We start from the raw sequence: 23032 nt of genomic DNA on the forward strand, positions 1-23032 counted from the left end.
CGAGGCTCGTTCGAGCGGTGGAACCCGGTGGTACCGTCCGTCGGTGAATCGTTGGTGGCAGATCGGACTTCTCGTCGCGGCGTGCGCGCTGCTGGCCACCGGGTTCCAATCCGTCACCGGCGTACACGGCGACGATCTCGCCGTGTACCGGACAGCGGGTCAGGCCGTCCTCGACGGCTCGAACCTGTACGACGAGTCGTTCAACGCGAGATTGCCGTTCACGTATCCGCCCTTCGCTGCGCTCGTCGCCGTTCCCGTCGCATTGGGTTCCTGGGGTGCGGTCCAGTGGGGATGGAGTTTCGTCAGCCTCCTGATGCTGGCCGCGATCATCGTGCTCAGCTATCGCGAAGTCCCGTTCACACGTAAGCGGCCAGTCGTCGTCTACGTGGGTTTCCTGGTCCTGTGGACGGCGGCATCGCCGATCTCCGATCACCTCGGGTACGGCCAGGTCGGGTTGTTTCTGACTCTCCTGTGCTTGATCGACGTGCTGGCTCGACCACGGTGGATTCCCGAGGGTGTGCTGGTGGGGATCGCCGGCGCGGTCAAACTGGTGCCACTCGTCTACATCGGTTACTACGTGATCACCGGGCGCTGGAAAGCAGTTGCGGGCGGCCTCGCCGGCTTCCTCGGCGCCACGGCTCTGGGCTTTGCGGTTCTCCCGCGCCAGACGATCGACTACTTCGGCGACATCGCCTCACTCTCGGGGCGCGTCGCCGTCGGTGACCCGTCCGTGTTCGGTAACCAGTCCGTGCGTGGAATGGCCTTGCGGCTACTTCCCGAGGGCCTGGTGGGTCCGGCATGGCTCGTCGCCTGTGCGGTGTTGGGTGTCCTCGGAATTGTCGCGACGCGGCGCGCTCAGCGCCTGCGGGGCGATCTCGCCGGTTTCACGGTGGTGGCTCTGCTGGCGGCAATCGTGACTCCCATTGCCTGGACGCACCACTTCGTGTGGTTGGTGCCGGCGGTGAGTGTACTCCTCGTTCCGATCAAGTCGGGCGTGGGGGAGGGCACTCGATCGGTCCCTGTGTGGTCCTGGATCGCGATCGGTCTCACCGCTGTCGTAGTGCTGTTTCGGCTTCCTCGAGTCGGCGCGGACATGGATATCCCGGTAGTCGGCTTCGTGCTGGAGAATTCATTGCTCTGGGCGAGCCTCGCGGTAGTGCTCGCTCTGGCCGCCCCCGGCGTGAGTCGCATCGAACCCGAGACGGTCGACGCCGGCGATCCGAAATCGTCGCTGCAGACCTGAAAACGGGCCGCGACACGCGCATAGGCGTCGAAAATGCTCGAAAATTTTGGATGTGTCGGCGACCACGTTCATTCCCGCAGGTAACGATTTCGCACACTCGCACGGGGGTGTCGCACGCTATGGGTCGAAATACATTGTGTTACAGTCTATTTCGGTACTGTACGCACGTTCGTGTGGCGTCGAATTCGTCTCGATCCAGCCGAAAACGGTGACGATCCGTGACATCGATTCGACGCGCATAACCCACCGCGATCTGCATCGGACCGCGGGGGGTGGGTTAGCAATTCGCGCCAGGCGTGAGTACGGTCGCTATCGCTGCTGGTTATCAGCGGAATAGACAAAATTTGCACACGACGAGACGGAGGAACCGTGGCCCTTCCCCAGTTGACTGATGAGCAGCGCGCTGCTGCTTTGGAGAAGGCAGCTGCTGCCCGCAAGGCCAGGGCTGAGCTCAAGGAGCGCCTGAAGCGTGGCGGCACCGACCTCAAGCAGGTCCTCAAGGACGCCGAAGACAACGAAATCTTGGGCAAGATGAAGGTTTCGGCACTGCTCGAGGCGCTGCCCAAGGTGGGCAAGGTCAAGGCTCAGGAGATCATGACCGAGCTGGAGATTGCACCGACCCGTCGCCTTCGTGGCCTCGGTGATCGGCAGCGCAAGGCTCTGCTCACCAAGTTCGACTTCGAGGCCTGAGCCGACAAGTGATGATTGCTGACGCGGCAGTGTCTGATGATTGCTGACGCAACAGTGTCAGAGAGCAAGACCGCAGTGCGGAGGGGTCGGCTGGTTGTACTGGCCGGCCCTTCGGCTGTCGGTAAGTCCAGCGTCGTTCGCGAGCTGAGAACTCGGTTGCCTGAACTCGTTTTCAGTGTTTCGGCGACCACTCGCGATCCCCGTCCAGGTGAAGTGGACGGCAAGGACTACCGATTCACCTCCCGTGAAGAATTTCAACGGATGATCGACTCCGGTGAACTTCTCGAGTGGGCGGAAATCCACGGCGGCCTGCAGCGCTCCGGCACCCCCGCAGCTCCGGTCGAAGAAGCGCTCGAAGCTGGAAAGCCCGTTCTCGTCGAGGTCGATCTCGCCGGAGCACGAGCTGTCCGCAAGGCGATGCCCGAGGCTCTGTTGGTGTTCATGGCTCCACCGAGCTGGGACGTTCTGGTGCAACGGCTGACCGGACGTGGAACCGAAACGGAAGACGTCGTGGCGCGCCGACTCGAGACGGCCCGAGTGGAATTGGCCGCACAGGACGAGTTCGACACGGTCATCGTGAACGAGGATGTAAGCCGTGCTTGCGATGAGTTGGTATCCTTGTTGGTTGGGAACTGATTCCGCACCCTTCGGGAACCGATTTCCACCCCGTTTCTCAGATATCCGGATCGATAAAACTAGTTCTTCAATGAAGATCTAATTCAGGAGACACAAGAGTGAGCAGCACTTCAGCCGCGTCCGCAGCAGGTCAGGGCGCTCTGCCTGCCTACGACACCCCGCTCGGCATCACCAACCCGCCGATCGACGAGTTGCTCGAACGCACCTCTTCCAAGTACGCCCTGGTCATCTACTCGGCCAAGCGCGCGCGCCAGATCAACGACTACTACAACCAGCTCGGTGACGGCATCCTCGAATACGTCGGACCTCTGGTCGAGCCCGGTCTGCAGGAAAAGCCGCTGTCCATCGCGTTGCGTGAAATCCACGCTGATCTCCTCGAGCACACCGAAGGCGAGTGAGCACCACATCTGCCGCACCCGAACCTCGTTCGGGTGTCGGGGGAGTGTCCGACGCGCCCACATCGATACGTAAGCGCATTGTCGTCGGTGTCGGTGGGGGTATCGCCGCCTACAAGGCGTGCTCGATCATCCGCAGCTTCACCGAGAGCGGTCATCACGTCCGCGTGATTCCGACTGAATCCGCTCTGGAGTTCGTCGGGCGCGCGACGTTCGAAGCACTCTCCGGCAACCCGGTTCACACCGGCGTCTTCAACGACGTCCCGCAGGTTCCGCATGTCCGTCTCGGACAGGAAGCCGATCTGGTCGTCATCGCGCCGGCAACCGCTGATCTGATGGCGCGAGCGGTCATGGGTCGCGCAGACGACCTGTTGACGGCCACTTTGTTGACCGCGCGCTGTCCGGTCGTCTTCGCCCCAGCAATGCACACCGAGATGTGGGAGCACCCCGCAACGGTCTCGAACGTGGCGACACTGCGTTCGCGCGGCGTACACGTGATCGAACCTGCCTCCGGGCGTTTGACAGGGAAAGACACCGGAGCCGGTCGACTTCCCGAACCCGACGAGATCGTCGGGTTGGCATCGTTGCTCCTCGAGCGCTCGGACGCGTTGCCGCGCGACCTGGAGGGTCGCCGCATTCTGGTCACCGCCGGCGGTACTCGCGAGCCGCTCGATCCCGTGCGCTTTCTCGGTAATCGCAGCTCGGGCAAGCAGGGCTACGCGCTCGCCCGTCTTGCCGCGCAACGCGGCGCGCACGTGACACTGATCGCCGGGTACACGGCTGATCTCGCCGACCCCGCCGCTGTCGACGTCGTGCACATCAAGACGGCCGAAGATCTCCGGTTGGCAGTGGAAAAGCACGCACCGGGACACGACGGAGTCGTCATGGCTGCGGCTGTCGCGGACTTCCGCCCCACCACCGTCGAAGGCAGCAAGATCAAGAAGGGCGCAAACGAACCCGACTCGATCAGCCTCACCAGAAATGCCGACATCCTCGCCGGTCTCGTCGAAGCGCGTCGTGACGGCGACTTGGATGCTCGAACGGTGATCGTCGGATTCGCCGCTGAGACCGGTGACGCCCATGGTGACGTTCTCACCTATGCCCGCTCCAAGCTTGCCCGCAAAGGTTGCGATCTCCTCGTGGTCAATGCGGTCGGCGAGGGCAAGGCGTTCGAGGTCGATCACAACGACGGTTGGTTGCTCGGTTCCGACGGCTCGGAGTCCGCTCTCGAACACGGATCCAAGGCTTTGATGGCCAGTCGAGTACTCGACGCCCTGGTCAAGCTCTTTCCCGAGTAGCGACACGCGCCCGGTGGTGAGAGTTACCCCACGATAATCGGGTGAGTACAAGGGTGTTGCGCAGGCGGTCCAACCGTTATCGTCGGCTCAGCCCCCAGCTAACAAAGCATGACAAAACGGTCACCGAACGGTGATTCGGATACTTCAATAAGCTGTAGTCAAGAACTCAGTCGTCGAGAGGGAGATCTGTGAGCAAGTCCGGCAGTCGGCTATTCACCAGCGAGTCCGTCACCGAGGGGCACCCGGACAAGATCTGTGACGCGATCAGCGACTCGATCCTCGACGCGCTGCTCACCCAGGACCCGCGCGCCCGCGTGGCCGTCGAGACACTGGTCACCACCGGCCAGGTTCACGTAGCCGGTGAGGTCACGACCACTGCGTACGCGGACATTCCGAAGATCGTGCGCGACACGGTCCTCGAAATCGGCTACGACAGCTCCGCAAAGGGCTTCGACGGTAACTCCTGCGGCGTCAACGTCGCGATCGGCGCCCAGTCGCCCGAGATCGCGCAGGGTGTCGATCACTCGCACGAGGCTCGCGTCGACGGAATCAGCGACGACGAGATCGACCGTCAGGGTGCGGGCGACCAAGGCCTGATGTTCGGCTACGCCACCACCGACACGCCGGAACTGATGCCGCTGCCCATCGCGCTGGCTCATCGTCTCTCTCGCCGGTTGACCGAGGTCCGTAAGTCCGGCGTGCTGCCGTACCTGCGCCCGGACGGCAAGACCCAGGTCACCATCGAGTACGACGGTGACAAGGCTGTCCGTCTCGACACCGTGGTCATCTCCACCCAGCATGCCGCTGACATCGACCTCGACAACCTGTTGACGCCCGATCTTCGCGAGAAGGTGCTTCACTCGGTGCTGACCGACGTCAACCTCACCGATCTCGACACCTCCGATGTTCGTCTGTTGGTGAACCCGACGGGCAAGTTCGTCCTCGGTGGCCCGATGGGTGACGCCGGTTTGACCGGCCGCAAGATCATCGTCGACACCTACGGCGGAATGGCTCGCCACGGTGGCGGCGCGTTCTCCGGCAAGGACCCGTCAAAGGTCGACCGCAGCGCTGCCTACGCCATGCGCTGGGTGGCCAAGAACGCTGTTGCCGCAGGTCTGGCCGACCGCATCGAGGTTCAGGTCGCCTACGCCATCGGCAAGGCAGCTCCGGTCGGACTCTTCGTCGAAACCTTCGGCACCGAGAAGACCGATCCGGCACGGATCCAGAAGGCGATCACCGAGATCTTCGACCTGCGTCCGGGAGCGATCATCCGCGACCTCGACCTGCTGCGCCCGATCTACGCGCAGACGGCGGCATACGGTCACTTCGGTCGCACCGACATCGACCTCCCGTGGGAGAGCACCGATCGCGCCGACAAGCTGCGCAGCGCAGCTGGTCTCTGATCACTGACGTACAGACGGGGCGCGGGTGGGCGCGGAAAGAGTAGCGGCAGAAGTCGATCCGGTCGCCCGGGTGCTGCCGATGCTCCCGCTCGCTCACCTCGACCGTGAATTCGACTACCTCGTTCCTCGTGAACTCGAAGCGGATGCGCAGCCCGGAGTCCGGGTGCGCATCCGCTTCGCTGGTCGTCTGGTGGACGGTTTCATCGTCTCGCGCGAGGCGACCAGTGACCATCAGGGGAAGTTCGGCTGGCTCGAACGCGTCATCTCGTCCGAGCGGGTCTTGACGGCCGAAATCGCGCAAGTCGTCGATCGTGTGGCGGAGCGTTATGCCGGAACTCGCGCCGATGTTCTCCGTTTGGCGGTACCGCCGCGCCACGCGAAGGTCGAGGCGGAACCGTGGGAGCCCGCCGAGTCACCGTCCGCTCCTGAACCGATCGAAAATGGTTGGCATCTCTACAGATTCGGTGACGCCTTCCTGTCCGCCATTCGCGAGTCGAAAAGCCCGCGTGCGGTCTGGCAGGCGTTGCCTGGTGAAAACTGGCCACTGCGCCTGGCCGAACTGGCCGGGGCCGTAGCGGCAAGTGGTAAATCCGCGATCCTGGTTGTGCCCGATCAACGCGACCTGGACCGCGTCGTCGCCGCTTGTACCGAACTCTCCGGAGCGGATGCGGTGGTAGGTCTGTCCGCGGGCCTGGGGCCGGCCATGCGATACCGGAGGTGGCTCGCTGCACTGCGCGGGACCGCCCGGATCGTCGTCGGCACGCGGAGTGCTGTTTTTGCGCCGACGCCCGAGACCGGTCTTGTCGTCGTCTGGGACGACGGCGACGACAACTTGTCCGAGCCGCGGTCGCCGTATCCACATGCCCGCGAAGTTGCCGTCCTGCGTGGCTACGTCGCCGGGTGCGCCGTCGTGATCGGTGGGTTCTCCCGTACGGCAGAAGCGCAGGTACTCGTCGACTCGGGATGGGCGCACGATCTGGTCGCTACGCGGGACGTCGTTCGTGCCCACGCACCCAAGATCACCGCGCTCGCCGACAGCGATCAAGCCTTGGCCCGCGATCCGGGAGCCAGAGCGGCTCGTTTGCCCGCTATTGCATTCGCGGCCGCCCGGCGCGCTCTGGGTGAGGGCAACGGAGTCCTGGTGCAGGTTCCTCGGCGGGGGTACGTACCGACCCTGGCCTGCGGAAAGTGCCGTGCCCCGGCACGGTGCCGTCGGTGTAACGGCCCACTGGCTCTTCCCGCTGCGGCAGGTCCCGACGGCGCCGGGACACCGGCGTGCCGCTGGTGCGGGGTTGCCGATGCCGCCTACCGATGTCACGCGTGCGGGGCGAAAGCGTTGCGCGCAGTGGTGGTCGGTGCCGGCCGGACCGCCGAAGAACTCGGGCGGGCGTTTCCCGGAGTGAAAGTTGTTCTGTCCGGGGGCAGTGATGTGGTCAAGGAACTGCCACACGGGCCCGCGTTGGTGGTCTCGACAGTGGGTGCGGAGCCGGTGATGACCGGCGGCTACGGCGCCGCGCTCTTGCTCGACGGCTGGGCACTGCTCGGCCGGCCCGATCTTCGCGCCGCCGAGGAAACACTCAGACGCTGGATGTCGGCTGCTGCCATGGTGATTCCGCTGTCCGAAGGCGGTGAAGTTGTGGTTGTCGCAGACTCGGGTATCCCGACGGTGCAGGCGTTGGTCCGATGGGATCCAGTGGGGCACGCACAGTCTCAATTCGAGGAGCGAGACGAGGTCGGCTTTCCTCCGGCCGTTCACATGGCTGCGATCGACGGTGGATCCGCGGCAATTGCGGAGTTGGTGGATTCAGCTGATCTGCCGGCAAGTGCTGTACTGCTCGGACCAGTGGAACTGCCTGCGGGGGAGAGGCTTCCGTATTCCGGTGAGGACGAGAGCGGTGTCGCGCCGGAGCGAATGCTGGTCCGCGTTCCACGCAAGGACGGTCGCGGCCTTGCGGACGCTCTGGCACATGCGAGGGCCGCGCGCAGTGCGCGGAAGTCTTCGGGTCCGGTCCGCATTCAGATCGACCCACGCCGCATCGGCTGAGTTTCGAGTTGTCGGAGGAATCCTTGCGCTACCCGATATGACGATATATCGTCGAACTATCAACGATAGTGATGGAGGTTCGACGATGGATGCAAGTTTCCCGAACGAGGGGATGTTCGGCCGACGCGGTTTCTTCGGCGGTTTCGGCCGTGAGCAACGGCCACCATTTGTGATGTGGGTGCCGACGGACGACGGCGCGTCGGGCGATGGTCCCGGCGATCGAGACGGTGGACGACGCGGTCGACCGCACGAGCGGCCGGGCTTCGGTGACATGCCACGCAGAGGCCATCGGCGGGGGCGTTTCGGTCCAGACGGCGGACCCGGCCCCGGCTTCGGTCCGGGCGCTCAGTTCGGTCGCGGGCGAGGACGTGGCGGACGAGGTCGTCGAGGAGATGTGCGCGCTGCGATTCTGCTGTTGATCGCGGAAGAGCCGATGCACGGCTACGAATTGATTCAGCAGATCGTCGAGCGCAGCGGCGGCGTCTGGAAGCCGAGTCCGGGTTCGATTTATCCCGCGCTGTCCCAACTCGAGGACGAAGGACTGGTGATCATCGAAAAGGTTGCCGGCCGCAAAACCGCCAAGCTGACAGAAGAAGGCGTCGCATACGTCGAGGAGCATCGCGCCGATCTCGGGGCGCCGTGGGATGACGTTCGTCTCAGCGTAGGGGAGCCGGAGCAGGACCTTCGAGAACTGATCGGCCAGTTGATGGGCGCGGCCGGTCAAGTGGCTGCTGTAGGCACGCCCGCGCAGGTCAAGGCCGCAGCCGACGTGCTGGTCGAGGCACGCAAGTCGTTGTACCGAGTGCTTGCCGGTGATGACGCCGATGAAGGCGGCAATTGAGACGGCGGATACCTACTGTTCGGTAGGGTATGCGCCTCGAAGTTTCTGGTGTTACGGTCAGCTCCCTCGTAGGATCAGAGCAGGAGCAGGAACAATGGCTGGCGTCAAACGGTCTGTGGGACTGACATTTTCGGTAGCAGTGGCGCTGCTGATCGGAGCACCGCCGGCGATATCGGGTGCCGCACCGACGCTTCCGTCTGCGAGTGCCGACGCGATGGACGTTCCTCTCGACATCGGTCCGGGTCAGGCGACCCGTTCCGTTGCTACGGCATATGCGCATGCTCATCCAGGATCCGCACCTGCCGGATCGAACGATTTCGGCTGTGAGCCTTCCGCCACGCATCCCCGACCGGTTGTACTCGCGCACGGAACCGACACCGAGGCGTACGCGGATTGGGCGGCCCTGTCGCCGGCACTGGCAGCTGACGGCTACTGCGTCTTCGCTCTCAATTACGGCGGTGCGATCAAAGAAGAAGACGGGGACGTCGCACACGAGACCTACGGCGTCGGCGACATAGTCGGTAGTGCCACCGCGTTCGGTTCTTTCGTCGATCAGGTGCTGACCGCGACCGGCGCGGACAAGGTCGACGTCATCGGCTATTCGCAAGGCGCGACGGTGACGCGGTACTACGTCAACAAGATGGGCGGCGACGCCTACGTCGATCATTGGGTCGGTTTGGCTTCGCCGACCTACGGCGGGGTGATGTTCGGGTTGGTTCCGATCGTCCGCGCGATCCCCGGCGGAGAGGACTTTGTCGAAGACGTCTTTTCGCGAGCTGTCCGTGAGCAGATGCAGGGGTCGGATATGTTGAACGCCCTCAACGACGGCGGCGACACCGTACCCGGAGTGCGCTACACGACCATCGGGTCCACTGTCGACGAGATGATCCAGCCGTCCTCGAACATCGCGCTCCGCGATGCCGGTGCAGAAAACATCGTCCTCCAGGATCTGTGCCCGTCGAACCTGACCGGCCACTTCCGCATGCCGTACGACCCCTACGTGATCGACGTCATCCGGACGGTCCTCGACCCCGATGCCGAGCGGCACGCTTCGTGCAGCGCGGTGCCGCTCGGCACGGATATTCCGCAAGTGGTCATCGACGCAAATTCGTGAGCTGCAAATTCGTGAGCTGCAAATTCGTGAGCTGCTAACTCGTGAGCACCGAGATCACGTGGGTCGGGATGTTTACTCGGCGAGCTTGGCAGTGGCCTGCGCCCACAGGAAGAACTTGTTCGTTCCGAGGTCGCGGACGGTCTTGATGTTGAACGCTGCCTTCAAATGTTCTGCGTCCGAATCGCTTACGCCGTTGAGTGCCGCGACCGGGGCGTCCGCCAATTCTTCGACGGACTTTCCTGCGTAGGCCTTGTCGAACTTACTGTCGATGCCTGCCATCTAAGTTCCTCCGTGTGATCGGTGTATCCCGTATCAGCCTCCGCCGAGTGGCGACGACAGAAACAGTCAATACCGAGGACCGGTGAATGTGCAGGGTTCTGATCAAAGAAATTGCTGAGAAAGTGGTTTGGTGTGGCGCGAGGTAGGTCGTAGCTCTCGCAGTCCTTAGACTGACAGTTCCACCCACCGACACATCCGGGAGCATTTTCGTGAGTTGCAGTCCACCGCGTTCGACAGGCCGATCGGCTGATCAGAGTCCGAAGAGCCCAACGAAACGGGAGAGCTGACATGCGCGTCGTGTTCGCCGGAACACCCGAACCCGCGGTTCCTTCACTGCGTCGGCTCATCGAATCCGCCAACCACGAAGTGGTAGCCGTCGTCACGCGTCCGGACGCTGTGGCGGGCCGCGGTCGAAAAGTCACCCGATCGCCGATCGGTCTGCTTGCTGACGAGCACGGCATCCCGGTGCTGACGCCGGCCAAGGCGTCCGATCCCGACTTCGCGGCCGAACTCGCCCGCCTCGAACCGGACTGTGCACCCGTCGTCGCCTACGGAAACCTGTTGCCACAGAACGTCCTCGACATTCCGAAATACGGTTGGGTCAATCTGCATTTCTCGTTGCTTCCCGCGTGGCGCGGCGCCGCGCCGGTGCAGGCCGCGATCAGTGCCGGTGACGAGGTGACGGGTGCGAGCGCGTTCCGTTTGGAAGCCGGGATGGATACCGGCCCCGTGTACGGAGTGATGACCGAGCGGATTCGCGACACCGATACGGCGGGCGACCTGCTCGGACGTCTCGCGGAAAACGGCGCTGCCCTCCTCGAATCGGTACTCGACGGACTCGAGGCCGGCGAGATCAACGCGGTTCCGCAGTCTGCCGACGGCGTCTCGTATGCCCCCAAGGTGACGGTGGACGCGGCCCGCGTGCGGTGGGAACTGCCCGCTCCCACAGTGGACCGGCATATCCGAGCCGTCACACCCGCACCCGGGGCATGGACGATGATCGGTGATCTTCGAGTCAAGGTCGGCCCGATCACCGTCACGGACGAGACCCTGGCAGTCGGTGAGATCTCGGTACGCAAGGATGGTCTGTACATCGGTACCGCGACCACCGCGGTGCGACTCGGGCAGATTCAGCCCCCGGGCAAGAAATTGATGTCGGCAGGGGACTGGGCACGCGGTGCCCGACTCGACGCGGAGGTACGAGCACAGTGACCGAATCACGACGACCGGCACGACGGGCACAGGGTCCCGGAGCCAAGAACGGCGGGGGCGGCAAGAACACCAAGCCGAAGCAGGCCAAGCGGCCTGATCCGGCAACCGCCGGGCTCGATCAACCGCGTCTGGCAGCGCGTGACGTCCTGCGCGCGGTCCGTGAGCGTGACGCGTACGCGAACCTGGTCCTGCCAGGGCTCCTGCGTGACCGCAAACTCGACGCACGCGACGCGGCGCTGGCAACCGAACTGGCGTACGGCGCGGCACGTGCTCAGGGACTGCTGGATGCGGTGATCGCCCATGCAGCGGGTCGGCCGATCGAAGAGATCGACGGAACGCTGCTCGATGTACTCCGACTCGGCTCGTACCAATTGCTGCGCACTCGTGTCGCACCGCACGCTGCCGTCGCAACCTCGGTCGATCTGGTCCGCGCCGAAAACGGCCAGGGCCGAGCAGGATTCGTCAATGCGGTCCTGCGCCGTGTTTCCGAACGCACCCAGGAGGAGTGGGTCGAGCTGCTGGCCCCGAAGGACCCGGTCGGCCGGCTCGCCTTCGAGCACGCTCACCCCCTGTGGATCGCGCAGGTATTTGCCGACTCGCTCGGCGCTGCTGCCGGTGAACTCGAAGACGTCCTGATCGCCGACGACGCCCGCCCTGCAGTACACCTCGTCGCCCGCCCCGGCGAGATCTCCGCCGAGGAGCTAGCACTGGTGACCGGCGGCGAGATCGGGCCGTACTCGCCGTACGCCGTGCATCTCGACGGCGGTGACCCCGGACAGCTCGAGGCGGTCCGCCAAGGCTTGGCGGGCGTGCAGGACGAGGGCAGTCAGCTGGTGGCCCGCGCCCTCAGCATTGCTCCTCTCGAAGGTGAAGACTCCGGACGCTGGCTCGATCTCTGCGCAGGTCCGGGCGGTAAGGCAGCGCTTCTCGGCGCTCTCGCCGGTATCGAAGGCGGGCGACTCGACGCCGTCGAGCCCGTCGAACACCGTGCCGAGTTGATTCGCAAGACCACTCGCGAGCTTCCCGTGGACGTACACGTGGCGGACGGCCGCGAATCCGGGCTCGAACCCGGATACGACCGCATCCTCGTCGACGCTCCCTGCACCGGGTTGGGTGCGCTGCGTCGGCGCCCGGAGGCACGTTGGCGTCGCCAGCCGTCCGATGTGGCTCCGCTCGTGAAGTTGCAGCGTGAATTGCTTGCTGCCGCAATCGAACTGGTTCGCCCCGGCGGAGTGGTGCTGTACTCCACGTGCTCGCCGCACTTGTCGGAAACGCTGGCAGTGGTCGCCGATGCGGTGCGGCGTCATGGCGTCGTGGAACTCGACACCAAGGAATTGGTGCCAGGTGTCCCGGACGTCGGAGACGGATCGTCGGTTCAGTTGTGGCCGCATCGACACGGCACGGACGCTATGTTCATGGCCGCTTTGCGCAAGCCGCTGGCCTGATCGGATGACTTCTGGGCATCGGTAGTCGTATGGTGCCTACATGGTTACGTGGGAACAGGTTGTAGTACTGGGTTCGGCTCTTCCCTCCGTGGAAGAGTCGACCTCGTACAACACCCCGGCACTCAAGGTGGCAGGTAAGACTTTTGCACGGCTCCGCACCGAAGCGGAGGGCGCTTTGGTCGTGATGTGCGGTCTGGACGAGAAGGAGGCGCTACTCGCCAGTGGCGAGGCGGCTTTCTTCACCACCGATCACTATCACGGGCACGGCTCGATCCTGGTGCACCTCGAACTGATCGACGAGGTGCAGTTGGGTGAGATGCTCGAAGACGCGTGGCGGATCAAGGCACCGGCCAAGGTGCGAAAGCTCCACACCGTCGTCAAGAACTGATCGGATTTCACCGGCTCCGATGTGCATGCACGGTCGGCAATGAGGCACAGCTAAACTCGGCGTCGTGGCTTCCCCGATGATTGCACCGTCCATTCTGTCCGCAGATTTTGCTCGACTCGCTGATGAAGCGACTGCCGTGTCCGGCTCCGACTGGCTTCACGTCGACGTGATGGACGCGCATTTCGTTCCCAATCTCACGCTGGGTCTGCCGGTGGTCGAGAGTCTGCTGAAGGCGACGGATATTCCGCTCGACTGCCATCTCATGATCGAGAATCCGGAGCGCTGGGCGCCGCCGTACGCCGAGGCCGGTGCCTACAACGTCACGTTTCACGCCGAGGCCACCGACGATCCGCGTTCGGTTGCCCGCGATATTCGTGCAGCTGGTGCCAAGGCGGGGCTGAGCATCAAGCCTGGAACCCCGATCGACGACTACCTGGAAATCCTCAAGGACTTCGACACCCTCTTGATCATGAGCGTCGAACCCGGATTCGGTGGTCAGTCCTTCATGCCTCAGGTGCTCGACAAGGCACGCGCAGTTCGAAAGCTCGTCGACTCGGGTGAGCTGACGCTCCTTGTCGAAATCGACGGCGGCATCAACGCTTCCACGATCGAGCAGGCCGCTGAAGCAGGGATCGACTGCTTCGTCGCCGGTTCGGCGGTGTACGGTGCGAGTGATCCCGGTGAGGCGGTGCGCAAGCTGCGCGCGCAGGCCGCCTCGGCGTCGCCGCACCTGACGCTGTCGGTCTGAGCCGCTCGATGGCAAAGGGTGGACAGGCGTCGACGGCTGATCTCGACGCCGCGATGCAGATCGCGCTGGCCGCAGCTGATTCCGCGCGCGGATTCACCAGCCCCAACCCACCGGTCGGCGCGGTCATCCTCGCTGCCGACGGAACCATCGCGGGCGTCGGTATGACGCAACCGCCCGGTGGACCGCACGCCGAGGTTGTAGCTCTCGACGAGGCCGGCGATGCGGCACGTGGCGGTACGGCAGTGGTGACACTGGAACCGTGCAATCACCAGGGACGAACCGGCCCTTGCTCGCAGGCATTGATCGACGCCGGAGTCTCGGCGGTTGTCTACGCCGTCGGTGATCCCAATCCGGAGGCTTCCGGCGGCGCAGCGACCCTCATGCGCGCTGGAATCAGCGTCACGGCCGGACTGCGAGCACCCGAGGTGGAAGCTGGTCCACTGCGGGCCTGGCTGCACAAACAGCGCACCGGTCGCCCGCACATCACGTGGAAGTACGCGGCCAGTCTGGACGGACGCAGCGCCGCTGAGGACGGAACGAGTCAGTGGATCACCGGTCCGCAGGCGAGGGCGCGCGTGCATGCGCAGCGAGCGCAGATCGATGCGATCGTGGTCGGTACCGGCACCGTGTTCGCCGACGATCCGTGGCTGACCGCACGTCAGCCCACCGGTGAGCTCGCGGCGCACCAGCCCGTACGCGTCGTCGTCGGAAAGCGTGAAATACCCTCGACGGCAAGCATTCTCGACGATACCGCACCGACTCTGGTGCTCAACACCGACAACATCGACGAAGTAGTCGAGGCGTTGGGGGAGTACACGGACGTACTTCTCGAGGGTGGGCCCCGTCTGGCCGGAGCATTCCTTGCCGCCGGATATGTCGACGTCATAGAGGCATACATCGCTCCGATCCTGCTCGGCGCGGGCGCCTCCGCGCTCGTCGATGCCGGAGTGCACACCATCACCGACGCCCACCGATTCCGTTTGGAGTCCGCGGTAACGATCGGCCCCGATATTTTGTTGAGTCTGGTTCCGGAGAGTTCTGCTCCGGGGAACGAGGAGTAGGGCGCGTGTTCACAGGAATTGTGGAAGAACTCGGCGAAATTGTCGCCAAGGAAGAACTGGTCGATGCTGCACGTTTCACGGTGCGCGGGCCACTGGTCACCTCCGACGCCGGCCACGGTGATTCAATCGCGGTCAACGGAGTGTGCCTGACGGTGGTCGACGTGCTTGCCGACGGTTCGTTCACCGCAGATGTCATGCAGGAAACCCTGAACCGCTCGAGCCTGGCGAAATTGGATGTCGGCTCTCGCGTCAACCTCGAGCGTGCCGCGGCGCTGAACAGCCGACTCGGCGGCCACCTGGTTCAAGGGCATGTCGATGGAACAGGCCACGTCATTTCCCGCTCGCCGTCCGAGAACTGGGAGGTAGTGCGGATCGCACTGCCCGACTCCATTTCCCGTTACGTCGTGGAGAAGGGTTCGATCACCGTCGACGGAGTCTCGCTGACGGTCTCCGCGCTGGGCGGAGACCGCGGGTTCGAGTACTTCGAGATCTCGCTGATCCCGACAACGCTCGAGTTGACGACGCTCGGAACCGCTGTGGTCGGTACGCCGGTCAACCTCGAGGTGGACGTGATCGCGAAGTACGTCGAGCGGCTTCACTCTGCCGGTCGGTAGGACCAGGCTGATCGGACCCGTCCGATTGGTCGTAGGGTTGTCAGTGCATCCGTCGGATGCACTTGTTGTATTCGATGATGTGAAAAGTCAAGACTTTGGAGTGCGAGCACGTGACCAGGTTCGACAGTATCGAGCGCGCAGTAGCAGATATCGCTGCAGGTAAAGCTGTTGTCGTCGTGGACGACGAGGATCGCGAGAACGAGGGCGACCTCATCTTCGCCGCCGAGAAAGCCACCCCGGAACTGGTGGCGTTCATGGTCCGGTACACCTCCGGCTACCTGTGCGTGCCGCTCGACGGTGACGATTGCGATCGGCTGGGCCTGCCCCCGATGTACGCCACCAACCAGGACAAGCACGGCACGGCGTACACCGTCACGGTCGACGCCCGTGAGGGAATCGGTACCGGCATCTCGGCGTCGGACCGCGCTGCGACGATGCGTCTGCTCGCCAACCCCGAATCCGGTGCCAACGATTTCACTCGCCCCGGTCACGTCGTTCCGCTCCGCGCGAAGGAAGGCGGAGTACTGCGTCGTCCTGGCCACACGGAAGCTGCAGTCGACCTCGCCCGCATGGCGGACCTGCGTCCTGCCGGCGTCATCTGCGAAATCGTCAGCCAGAAGGACGAAGGCGCGATGGCTCAGACCGACGAGCTGCGAGTATTTGCCGACGAACACAACCTTGCTCTGATCTCGATCGCGGACCTCATCGCGTGGCGTCGCAAGCACGAGAAGCACGTGCTGCGCATCGCCGAGGCCCGCATCCCCACCCGCCACGGTGAGTTCACCGCTGTCGGCTACACGAGCATCTACGACGAGGTCGAGCACGTTGCGCTGGTGCGTGGCGACATCGCAGGCCCCGACGGAGACGGTAGCGACGTGCTCGTCCGCGTTCACTCCGAGTGCCTCACCGGCGACGTCTTCGGTTCGCTGCGGTGCGATTGCGGCCCGCAGCTCGACGCCGCACTGGACATGGTCGCCCAAGAGGGCCGCGGCGTTGTTCTGTACATGCGCGGGCACGAGGGTCGTGGCATCGGTCTCATGCACAAGCTGCAGGCCTACCAGCTCCAGGACGCCGGTTCCGACACCGTCGACGCCAATCTCGAACTCGGCCTACCGGCGGACGCCCGTGACTACGGCATCGGTGCCCAGATCCTCGTCGATCTGGGGATCTCGTCGATGCGTCTGCTGACCAACAACCCGGCCAAGCGTGTGGGTCTGGACGGCTACGGCCTGCAGATCACCGATCGTGTTCCGATGCCGTTGCGCGCGAATGCGGAGAACCTCACCTACCTGCGCACCAAGCGCGATCGGATGGGGCACGATCTGATCGGACTGGACGAGTACGAGGCGAACCAGAACACCGCACAGCCGGGAACCGCATTGTGAGCGGGGAAGGTCAGCCGCAGCTCGCGATCGCCGAGGCCAAGGATCTGAAGCTGGCGATCGTTGCCGGGCAGTGGCACGCGACGATCTCCGAGGCTCTGATCGCCGGCGCGCAGCGCGTCGCGCAGGAGGCACAGATCAAGGACGTGACACTGGTCCGTGTCGCCGGCGCGATCGAACTGCCGGTCGTTGCGCAGGCATTGGCGCGCACGCACGACGCCGTCGTCGCACTCGGTGTTGTCATCCGCGGCGGTACGCCGCACTTCGAGTACGTGTGCGACGCGGTCACCGCGGGCCTCACACGCGTCTCGCTCGACGAAAGCACCCCCGTGGGGAACGGTGTCCTGACCACCGACACCGAGCAGCAGGCTCTTGACCGTTCGGGTCTGCCGGGTAGCGTCGAGGACAAGGGCGCACAGGCCTGCGCCGCCGCACTGGACACCGCAGTGACCCTGCGCCATCTCCGAGCACCATGGACCGAGGATTCGTTTCGATGAGTACACCCGGCGACAACGAGAACTGGGAACTGATCGCGTCACCGCGTAAGTCGACGCGATACGCGATCGGAGTTGCCGTCCTCCTGGTGATCGTTCACGTCACACTTGCACTCCTGCTCCGCCAGGGGTCCACCGGCGTGTACTTCCGTGCCGCGGACCAGATCGCGATGGCAGGCATCGGCACCATTCTGGCTCTCGGTGTGCTGATGTTGACGCGGCCCCGGGTCAAGGTGGGCAAGCAGGGTATTGCCGTACGAAACATCCTGGGCGAGAAGATCGTCGACTGGGATCTGTTCGAGGGACTCTCGTTCCCCGACGGTGCCGCCTGGGCACGCATCGAATTGCCCGACGACGAGTACATGGCAGTGATGGCGATCCAGTCCAACGACCGCGAGTACGCCGTCGACACGGTCGGTAAGTTCCGCGAACTGGCCGACCGCTACGCACCGGTCGCGCACAAGAGCAACTGACGTCTTCCGACCGGTTCGGTGCCCGCATCCTGCGCGTTTCCGAGTCGGTCGGTGGCGGCGACTAACCTGAAACCGTGCCGGATCCCTCGACTTACCGCCCCGCTACCGGAACCATTCCGGCTGCGCCGGGCGTCTACAAATTTCGCGATCCGCATGGTCGGGTCATTTACGTCGGAAAGGCGAAAAGCCTCCGTTCACGTTTGAACTCGTACTTCGCGGACGTCACGACACTTCATCCCCGTACTCGGCAGATGGTGACCACCGCCGGCAGCGTCGAGTGGACCGTCGTCAGTACCGAAGTCGAAGCGCTTCAGCTCGAGTACAACTGGATCAAGGAATTCGATCCGCGGTTCAACGTTCGGTACCGCGACGACAAGACGTATCCGGTTCTCGCGGTGACGCTCAACGAAGAGTTCCCGCGCTTGTTCGTCTACCGCGGTCCGCGGCGCAAGGGTGTCCGGTACTTCGGTCCCTACTCCCATGCCTGGGCCATCCGCGAAACACTCGATCTGCTGCTACGAGTCTTTCCCGCACGAACGTGCTCGTCCGGAGTCTTCAAACGACACAACCAGATCGGCCGGCCGTGTCTGCTCGGCTACATCGACAAGTGCTCGGCGCCCTGCGTCGGGCGAGTCAGCGCCGAGGAGCATCGTCAGATCGTCGAAGATTTCTGCGACTTCCTCGCCGGCCGCACGGACAAGTTGGTCAAAGATCTCGAAAAGCGCATGCAGCAGGCTTCCGAGGACCTCGACTTCGAGACCGCAGCCCGTCTGCGTGACGATATCGGGGCTTTGCGCAAGGCGCTCGAGAAGCAGGCCGTCGTACTCGGTGACGGCACCGACGCCGATCTCGTCGCCTTTGCCACCGATGATCTCGAAGCCGCCGTTCAGGTGTTCCACGTGCGGGGCGGACGCGTGCGGGGTCAGCGTGGATGGGTCGTGGAGAAGGCAGGCGACGCCATCGACTGGGCCGCACTCGACGCCGAGTCCGACCTGCCGATCCTGGTCGAGCAGTTCCTCACCCAGTTCTACGGGGAGCAGGCGGCCCTCGACCCGGGAGCGGGTTCCGAGGCCGGGATCAGCGCAGTTCCCAAGGAAGTTCTGGTGCCGGTTCTGCCGGCAAACGCGACCGAGATCCAGGCGTGGCTGAGCAAGCTTCGGGGATCGCAAGTGCAACTGCGGGTTCCGCAACGCGGCGACAAGAAAGACCTCGCCGAAACAGTCCAGCGAAACGCGAAAGAGGCTCTGGCGCAGCACAAGCTCAAGCGCGCCGGCGATTTCACTTCGCGTTCCGCGGCGCTGCAGGGCATCCAGGAAGCACTGGACCTGGACTCGGCTCCGCTACGAATCGAATGCATCGACATCAGTCACGTCCAGGGAACCGACGTCGTGGCGTCACTGGTCGTGTTCGAGGACGGGCTCCCGCGTAAGTCGGACTACCGCCATTACGCGATCAAGGAAGCTGCCGGCGACGGTCATTCCGACGACGTCGCGAGTATCGCCGAGATCACGCGTCGGCGGTTCCTGCGCCACAACCGCGACCTGGGCGTCCTCGCGGCGTCGGCGTCGACCATGGACTCGGACGGTGGGGATCTGGCTCCCGAAGCGGCGATCGACCCGGCGACGGGCCGGCCCCGGCGGTTCGCCTATCCGCCCAATCTGTTCGTCGTGGACGGCGGCGCCCCTCAGGTCACGGCGGCAGCGGCGGTCCTCGACGAGCTGGGGGTCACTGACGTCGCGGTAGTCGGGTTGGCCAAAAGACTCGAAGAGGTATGGGTACCGGGGGAAGAAGATCCGGTCATCCTCCCTCGGACGAGCGAGTCGTTGTACCTACTGCAGCGCATCCGAGACGAAGCCCACCGCTTCGCGATCACGTTCCATCGCAGCAAACGCTCGAGGCGGATGACGGCTTCGGCTCTGGATTCGGTCAAGGGGCTCGGTGAAACTCGTCGAACCGCTCTGGTGGCTCACTTCGGTTCCGTGGCGAAGCTGAAAACGGCAACGGTCGAGGAGATCATGCAGGTCCCCGGTATCGGTGAGACCACCGCCACAGCAGTTCTGGCCGCACTCGGCACGGATTCGGCTGCAGCCGACGCGGGCGCTGAAGCTCGAGCGCTGCCAGCCGCGGTAGGGGATGATGAGCTGGACACGGAATCCGAATCGTCTGTTACGTCTGCTGACGCGCCCAGCGCCGAATCCGGTAGCGGTGACGAGGGCTCCGAGTCGCGAGAATTGTCCATGCCGACGACGGGGCCGAGTGCACAGTGACTACCGACAGCGCCAAAGACAGTCGAACGATGGATTTCCTGCTGGTGACGGGATTGTCCGGAGCAGGTTTGAGTACCGCTGCCAAGGTGCTCGAAGACCTCGGCTGGTATGTCGCGGACAATTTGCCACCTGAGCTCATTTCCCGAATGGTCGGTCTGAGCTTGACCTCCGATCCGCCGGTCGATCGTCTCGCCGTCGTGATCGACGTGCGGAGTCGACTCTTCACCGGCGATCTCGGGTGGGTGCTCACCGAACTCGAGGCGGAACCGATCCATACTCGGGTGCTGTACCTCGAAGCGTCGGACGACGTGTTGATCCGACGGTTCGAACAGGTGCGCCGCAGTCATCCGTTGCAGAACGACGGCATCGACGGCACGTTGTCCGAAGGGATCGCAGCCGAGCGTCGGCAGTTGGCCGTGGTGAAGGCGGCCGCCGATCTGGTCATCGACACGTCGGCGCTGAAGGCGCATCAGCTGCGTCAGAAGATCGAAACGGCGTTCGGGAACGATGCCAACCGCACGATGAAGGTGACGGTCCAGTCGTTCGGATTCAAGTACGGCCTGCCGATGGACGCCGATCTCGTCTGTGACGTTCGTTTCCTGCCCAATCCCCACTGGATCCCTGAACTTCGCCCGCACACCGGTCAGGATGCCGACGTCCGCGACTACGTGTTGTCCCGCGAGGGCGCGGAAGACTATCTCGACACCTACCGACATCTGGTGGATTTGACGATCGCCGGATATCGACGAGAAGGAAAGCGCTACATGACAATTGCGGTCGGGTGCACCGGCGGTAAGCACCGAAGCGTGGCCATGTCCGAAGCTCTCGCGAGGCGTTTGGGTTCCGAGGACGACATCTCGGTCAGCATCGTGCACCGGGATCTGGGGCGCGAATGAGTGAACCGACACATCGCTCGCGGGAGACAACCGAGGGGCCGGCCATCGTCGCGCTGGGCGGCGGGCACGGATTGTTCGCCACGCTCCAGGCCGTCAGACGCTTGACGGTCGACGTCACCGCCGTGGTCACGGTCGCCGACGACGGTGGTTCGTCGGGCCGGCTGCGCGCCGAACTCGGCGTCATCCCGCCTGGAGACCTCCGGATGGCGCTGGCTGCTCTCGCGTCGGAGGAACCCGAGATAGTCGACTGGACTCGGACCATTCAGCATCGCTTCGGCGGTGTCGGCGCACTTGCCGGGCATTCGGTGGGCAATCTCATCCTGGCCGGACTGACCGAGGTGCTCGGCGATCCGGTCGCCGCGCTCGACGAGATGGCGCGACTGCTGCGAATCCGTGGTCGTGTGCTGCCGATGTCGCCGATCGCGCTCGAGATCGAAGCCGACGTTCAGGGACTCGAGGAGGACCCCCGCGTCAGCCGCTGCATTCGTGGACAGGTTGCCGTCGCGACGACCCCGGGCAAGGTTCGGCGTGTGAGACTGCTCCCGTCCAATCCGCCCGCGTGCCCCAATGCCGTGACTGCGATCGATCGTGCCGATCTCGTGGTTCTCGGCCCGGGATCGTGGTTCTCGAGCGTGATCCCACACGTCCTGGTACCCGAACTCGTCGAATCACTGTCGTCGACGAAGGCTCGAAAGGTACTGGTGCTCAATCTCGCACCCGAGCCGGGGGAGACCGCCGGATTCTCCGCAGAGCGTCACCTGCACGTACTCTCCCAACACGTGCCCGATTTCCGGGTCGACTACGTGGTGGTCGACTCGGCGTCGGTACCGGCCGGGCGTGAACGTGAACATCTGCAGCGTGCGGCGGATCAATTTTCAGCCGAAGTCAGGTACGCGGATGTCGCGGACACCTCACCGGGCGCAGCGCATGTACACGATCCGGCAAAACTGGCCGATGTACTGGCTGAACTGTCGAGCAGTGCGGCAGTAGGGGATTCGACACAGTCTTCCCTGCAAGAACAGCAATCCGAAGAACAGAGGGAGAACGCTTCGTGGCAATGACAGCGGAGGTCAAGGACGAACTGAGCCGGTTAGTGGTGACTCAGGTCAGCTGCCGCAAGGCAGAGGTCTCCGCGTTGCTGCGCTTTGCCGGTGGGCTCCACATCGTCGGCGGCCGGGTGGTCGTCGAAGCAGAGGTGGATCTGGGCTCCACGGCGCGACGTCTGCGCCGGGAGATATTCGACCTGTTCACCTACAGTGCCGATGTGCACGTACTCAGTGCGGGCGGGCTTCGAAAGTCCGCTCGCTACATCGTGCGTGTAGCGAAGGAGGGTGAGGCCCTCGCGCGCCAGACGGGACTGCTCGATCTTCGCGGGCGCCCGGTTCGCGGCTTGCCTGCGCAGGTCGTCGGCGGAAGTGTCGGCGACGCCGAAGCAGCGTGGCGCGGTGCGTTCCTCGCGCACGGTTCCCTGACCGAACCCGGCCGTTCGTCGGCGCTCGAAGTGAGCTGCCCCGGCCCGGAAGCCGCACTTGCTCTGGTTGGAGCTGCGCGGCGTCTGGGGATCTCGGCGAAGGCACGTGAGGTTCGCGGAACGGATCGTGTGGTGATCCGCGACGGTGAGGCCATCGGCGATCTCCTGACCCGAATGGGAGCCCAGGACACACGTCTGGTGTGGGAGGAGAGGCGGATGCGACGCGAGGTCCGCGCCACCGCCAATCGTCTCGCCAATTTCGACGACGCAAACCTGCGACGCTCTGCTCGCGCTGCCGTTGCGGCTGCTGCGCGCGTCGAGCGTGCGTTGGAGATCCTCGGTGAGGACGTGCCCGATCACCTCGCGGCGGCGGGTGCACTGCGCGTCGAGCATCGGCAGGCGTCCCTCGAAGAACTCGGCCAGTTGGCCGACCCGCCGATGACCAAGGACGCCGTTGCCGGACGTATCCGTCGCCTGCTGTCGATGGCTGATCGCAAGGCCAAGGAAACGGGCATACCCGACACCGAATCCGCAGTGAATGTGGAGCTACTCGAAGAGGGGTGACCTGCCCTCCGTCAGGGTGGGCTGCGCACGTTCGGGCCACGCGCATTAGGGTATGAGTCACATCGACCGATGAA

At 64.2% G+C, this 23032-nt stretch carries 23 protein-coding genes; 22 read left to right on the plus strand and 1 reads right to left on the minus strand.

Going from position 1 to position 23032, the window contains the following annotated elements:
- Positions 1-43: 43 nt before the first annotated feature.
- From BH682_RS14070 to BH682_RS14115, 9 genes are all read left to right on the plus strand, one after another.
- Positions 44-1243 carry a glycosyltransferase 87 family protein gene (locus tag BH682_RS14070; RefSeq protein ID WP_223304665.1) on the plus strand — a complete coding sequence of 400 codons (1200 nt, stop codon included), beginning with the start codon at positions 44-46 and terminating at the stop codon, positions 1241-1243.
- 369 nt (positions 1244-1612) lie between these two features.
- Positions 1613-1933, plus strand: coding sequence for an integration host factor, actinobacterial type (mihF, locus tag BH682_RS14075; RefSeq protein ID WP_003944825.1), 321 nt, complete (start codon positions 1613-1615; stop codon positions 1931-1933).
- A gap of 36 nt (positions 1934-1969) precedes the next feature.
- Entirely contained in the window at positions 1970-2569 is a 600-nt protein-coding gene (gene gmk / locus BH682_RS14080) for a guanylate kinase (RefSeq protein ID WP_003944801.1), read from the plus strand.
- A gap of 98 nt (positions 2570-2667) precedes the next feature.
- Positions 2668-2967: a DNA-directed RNA polymerase subunit omega gene (gene rpoZ / locus BH682_RS14085; protein ID WP_003944996.1), complete on the plus strand. Its 300-nt coding sequence runs from the start codon at positions 2668-2670 to the stop codon at positions 2965-2967.
- Positions 2964-4262, plus strand: a complete 1299-nt coding sequence (coaBC, locus tag BH682_RS14090) for a bifunctional phosphopantothenoylcysteine decarboxylase/phosphopantothenate--cysteine ligase CoaBC (RefSeq protein ID WP_003944888.1) — start codon at positions 2964-2966, stop codon at positions 4260-4262. Before rpoZ ends, coaBC begins: the two co-directional genes overlap by 4 nt.
- A 188-nt stretch (positions 4263-4450) precedes the next feature.
- The gene (gene metK, locus BH682_RS14095) at positions 4451-5665 is read left to right on the plus strand and encodes a methionine adenosyltransferase (protein ID WP_003944827.1); all 1215 of its coding nucleotides are present in this window, start codon (positions 4451-4453) and stop codon (positions 5663-5665) included.
- Positions 5666-5690: 25 nt separating this feature from the next.
- Complete coding sequence (locus tag BH682_RS14100) at positions 5691-7709, plus strand: primosomal protein N' (RefSeq protein ID WP_080726519.1); 2019 nt, start codon at positions 5691-5693, stop codon at positions 7707-7709.
- 172 nt (positions 7710-7881) lie between these two features.
- Positions 7882-8550 carry a PadR family transcriptional regulator gene (locus BH682_RS14110; RefSeq protein ID WP_370852745.1) on the plus strand — a complete coding sequence of 223 codons (669 nt, stop codon included), beginning with the start codon at positions 7882-7884 and terminating at the stop codon, positions 8548-8550.
- A gap of 94 nt (positions 8551-8644) precedes the next feature.
- Positions 8645-9664 (plus strand): esterase/lipase family protein, encoded by a 1020-nt coding sequence (locus tag BH682_RS14115; RefSeq protein ID WP_087503874.1) that lies wholly within the window; start codon positions 8645-8647, stop codon positions 9662-9664.
- A 72-nt stretch (positions 9665-9736) separates the two neighbouring features.
- Here the strand turns inward: BH682_RS14115 and BH682_RS14120 are convergent, their stop codons facing one another.
- Positions 9737-9943, minus strand: a complete 207-nt coding sequence (locus BH682_RS14120; protein ID WP_003944900.1) for a hypothetical protein — start codon at positions 9941-9943, stop codon at positions 9737-9739.
- Between the two features lie 288 nt (positions 9944-10231).
- On the opposite strand from BH682_RS14120, the gene fmt reads away from it, so the two are divergent.
- The 13 genes from fmt (at position 10232) to whiA (ending at position 22958) form a co-directional block, all read left to right on the plus strand.
- On the plus strand, positions 10232-11155 hold the full coding sequence (fmt, locus tag BH682_RS14125; RefSeq protein ID WP_003944846.1) for a methionyl-tRNA formyltransferase: 924 nt from the start codon (positions 10232-10234) through the stop codon (positions 11153-11155).
- A complete protein-coding gene (locus BH682_RS14130) occupies positions 11152-12600 on the plus strand; it encodes an RsmB/NOP family class I SAM-dependent RNA methyltransferase (RefSeq protein ID WP_075833131.1) in 1449 nt (482 codons plus the stop codon). Before fmt ends, BH682_RS14130 begins: the two co-directional genes overlap by 4 nt.
- A gap of 40 nt (positions 12601-12640) precedes the next feature.
- Positions 12641-12988 carry an MmcQ/YjbR family DNA-binding protein gene (locus BH682_RS14135; protein ID WP_003944924.1) on the plus strand — a complete coding sequence of 116 codons (348 nt, stop codon included), beginning with the start codon at positions 12641-12643 and terminating at the stop codon, positions 12986-12988.
- 64 nt (positions 12989-13052) lie between these two features.
- The gene (gene rpe, locus BH682_RS14140) at positions 13053-13736 is read left to right on the plus strand and encodes a ribulose-phosphate 3-epimerase (protein WP_019748384.1); all 684 of its coding nucleotides are present in this window, start codon (positions 13053-13055) and stop codon (positions 13734-13736) included.
- Between the two features lie 8 nt (positions 13737-13744).
- The gene (ribD, locus tag BH682_RS14145) at positions 13745-14797 is read left to right on the plus strand and encodes a bifunctional diaminohydroxyphosphoribosylaminopyrimidine deaminase/5-amino-6-(5-phosphoribosylamino)uracil reductase RibD (RefSeq protein WP_030536416.1); all 1053 of its coding nucleotides are present in this window, start codon (positions 13745-13747) and stop codon (positions 14795-14797) included.
- Positions 14798-14802: 5 nt separating this feature from the next.
- Entirely contained in the window at positions 14803-15411 is a 609-nt protein-coding gene (locus BH682_RS14150; RefSeq protein WP_003944892.1) for a riboflavin synthase, read from the plus strand.
- Positions 15412-15521: 110 nt separating this feature from the next.
- Positions 15522-16796: a bifunctional 3,4-dihydroxy-2-butanone-4-phosphate synthase/GTP cyclohydrolase II gene (locus tag BH682_RS14155; protein WP_003944833.1), complete on the plus strand. Its 1275-nt coding sequence runs from the start codon at positions 15522-15524 to the stop codon at positions 16794-16796.
- Positions 16793-17290 carry a 6,7-dimethyl-8-ribityllumazine synthase gene (gene ribH, locus BH682_RS14160; RefSeq protein ID WP_003944999.1) on the plus strand — a complete coding sequence of 166 codons (498 nt, stop codon included), beginning with the start codon at positions 16793-16795 and terminating at the stop codon, positions 17288-17290. The genes BH682_RS14155 and ribH overlap by 4 nt, the downstream gene beginning before the upstream one ends.
- Positions 17287-17760 (plus strand): PH domain-containing protein, encoded by a 474-nt coding sequence (locus BH682_RS14165; protein ID WP_003944987.1) that lies wholly within the window; start codon positions 17287-17289, stop codon positions 17758-17760. The genes ribH and BH682_RS14165 overlap by 4 nt, the downstream gene beginning before the upstream one ends.
- 74 nt (positions 17761-17834) lie before the next feature.
- Entirely contained in the window at positions 17835-20027 is a 2193-nt protein-coding gene (gene uvrC, locus BH682_RS14170) for an excinuclease ABC subunit UvrC (protein ID WP_003944805.1), read from the plus strand.
- Positions 20024-20923 carry an RNase adapter RapZ gene (rapZ, locus tag BH682_RS14175; protein ID WP_003944872.1) on the plus strand — a complete coding sequence of 300 codons (900 nt, stop codon included), beginning with the start codon at positions 20024-20026 and terminating at the stop codon, positions 20921-20923. The genes uvrC and rapZ overlap by 4 nt, the downstream gene beginning before the upstream one ends.
- A complete protein-coding gene (locus tag BH682_RS14180) occupies positions 20920-21984 on the plus strand; it encodes a gluconeogenesis factor YvcK family protein (RefSeq protein ID WP_075833133.1) in 1065 nt (354 codons plus the stop codon). Before rapZ ends, BH682_RS14180 begins: the two co-directional genes overlap by 4 nt.
- Positions 21981-22958 (plus strand): DNA-binding protein WhiA, encoded by a 978-nt coding sequence (gene whiA / locus BH682_RS14185; RefSeq protein ID WP_021344225.1) that lies wholly within the window; start codon positions 21981-21983, stop codon positions 22956-22958. The genes BH682_RS14180 and whiA overlap by 4 nt, the downstream gene beginning before the upstream one ends.
- The last annotated feature ends 74 nt before the right edge of the window (positions 22959-23032 follow it).

Origin of the sequence: Rhodococcus sp. YL-1, assembly GCF_001942025.1 — a bacterium.
Classification (GTDB): Bacteria; Actinomycetota; Actinomycetes; order Mycobacteriales; family Mycobacteriaceae; genus Rhodococcus_F; species Rhodococcus_F qingshengii.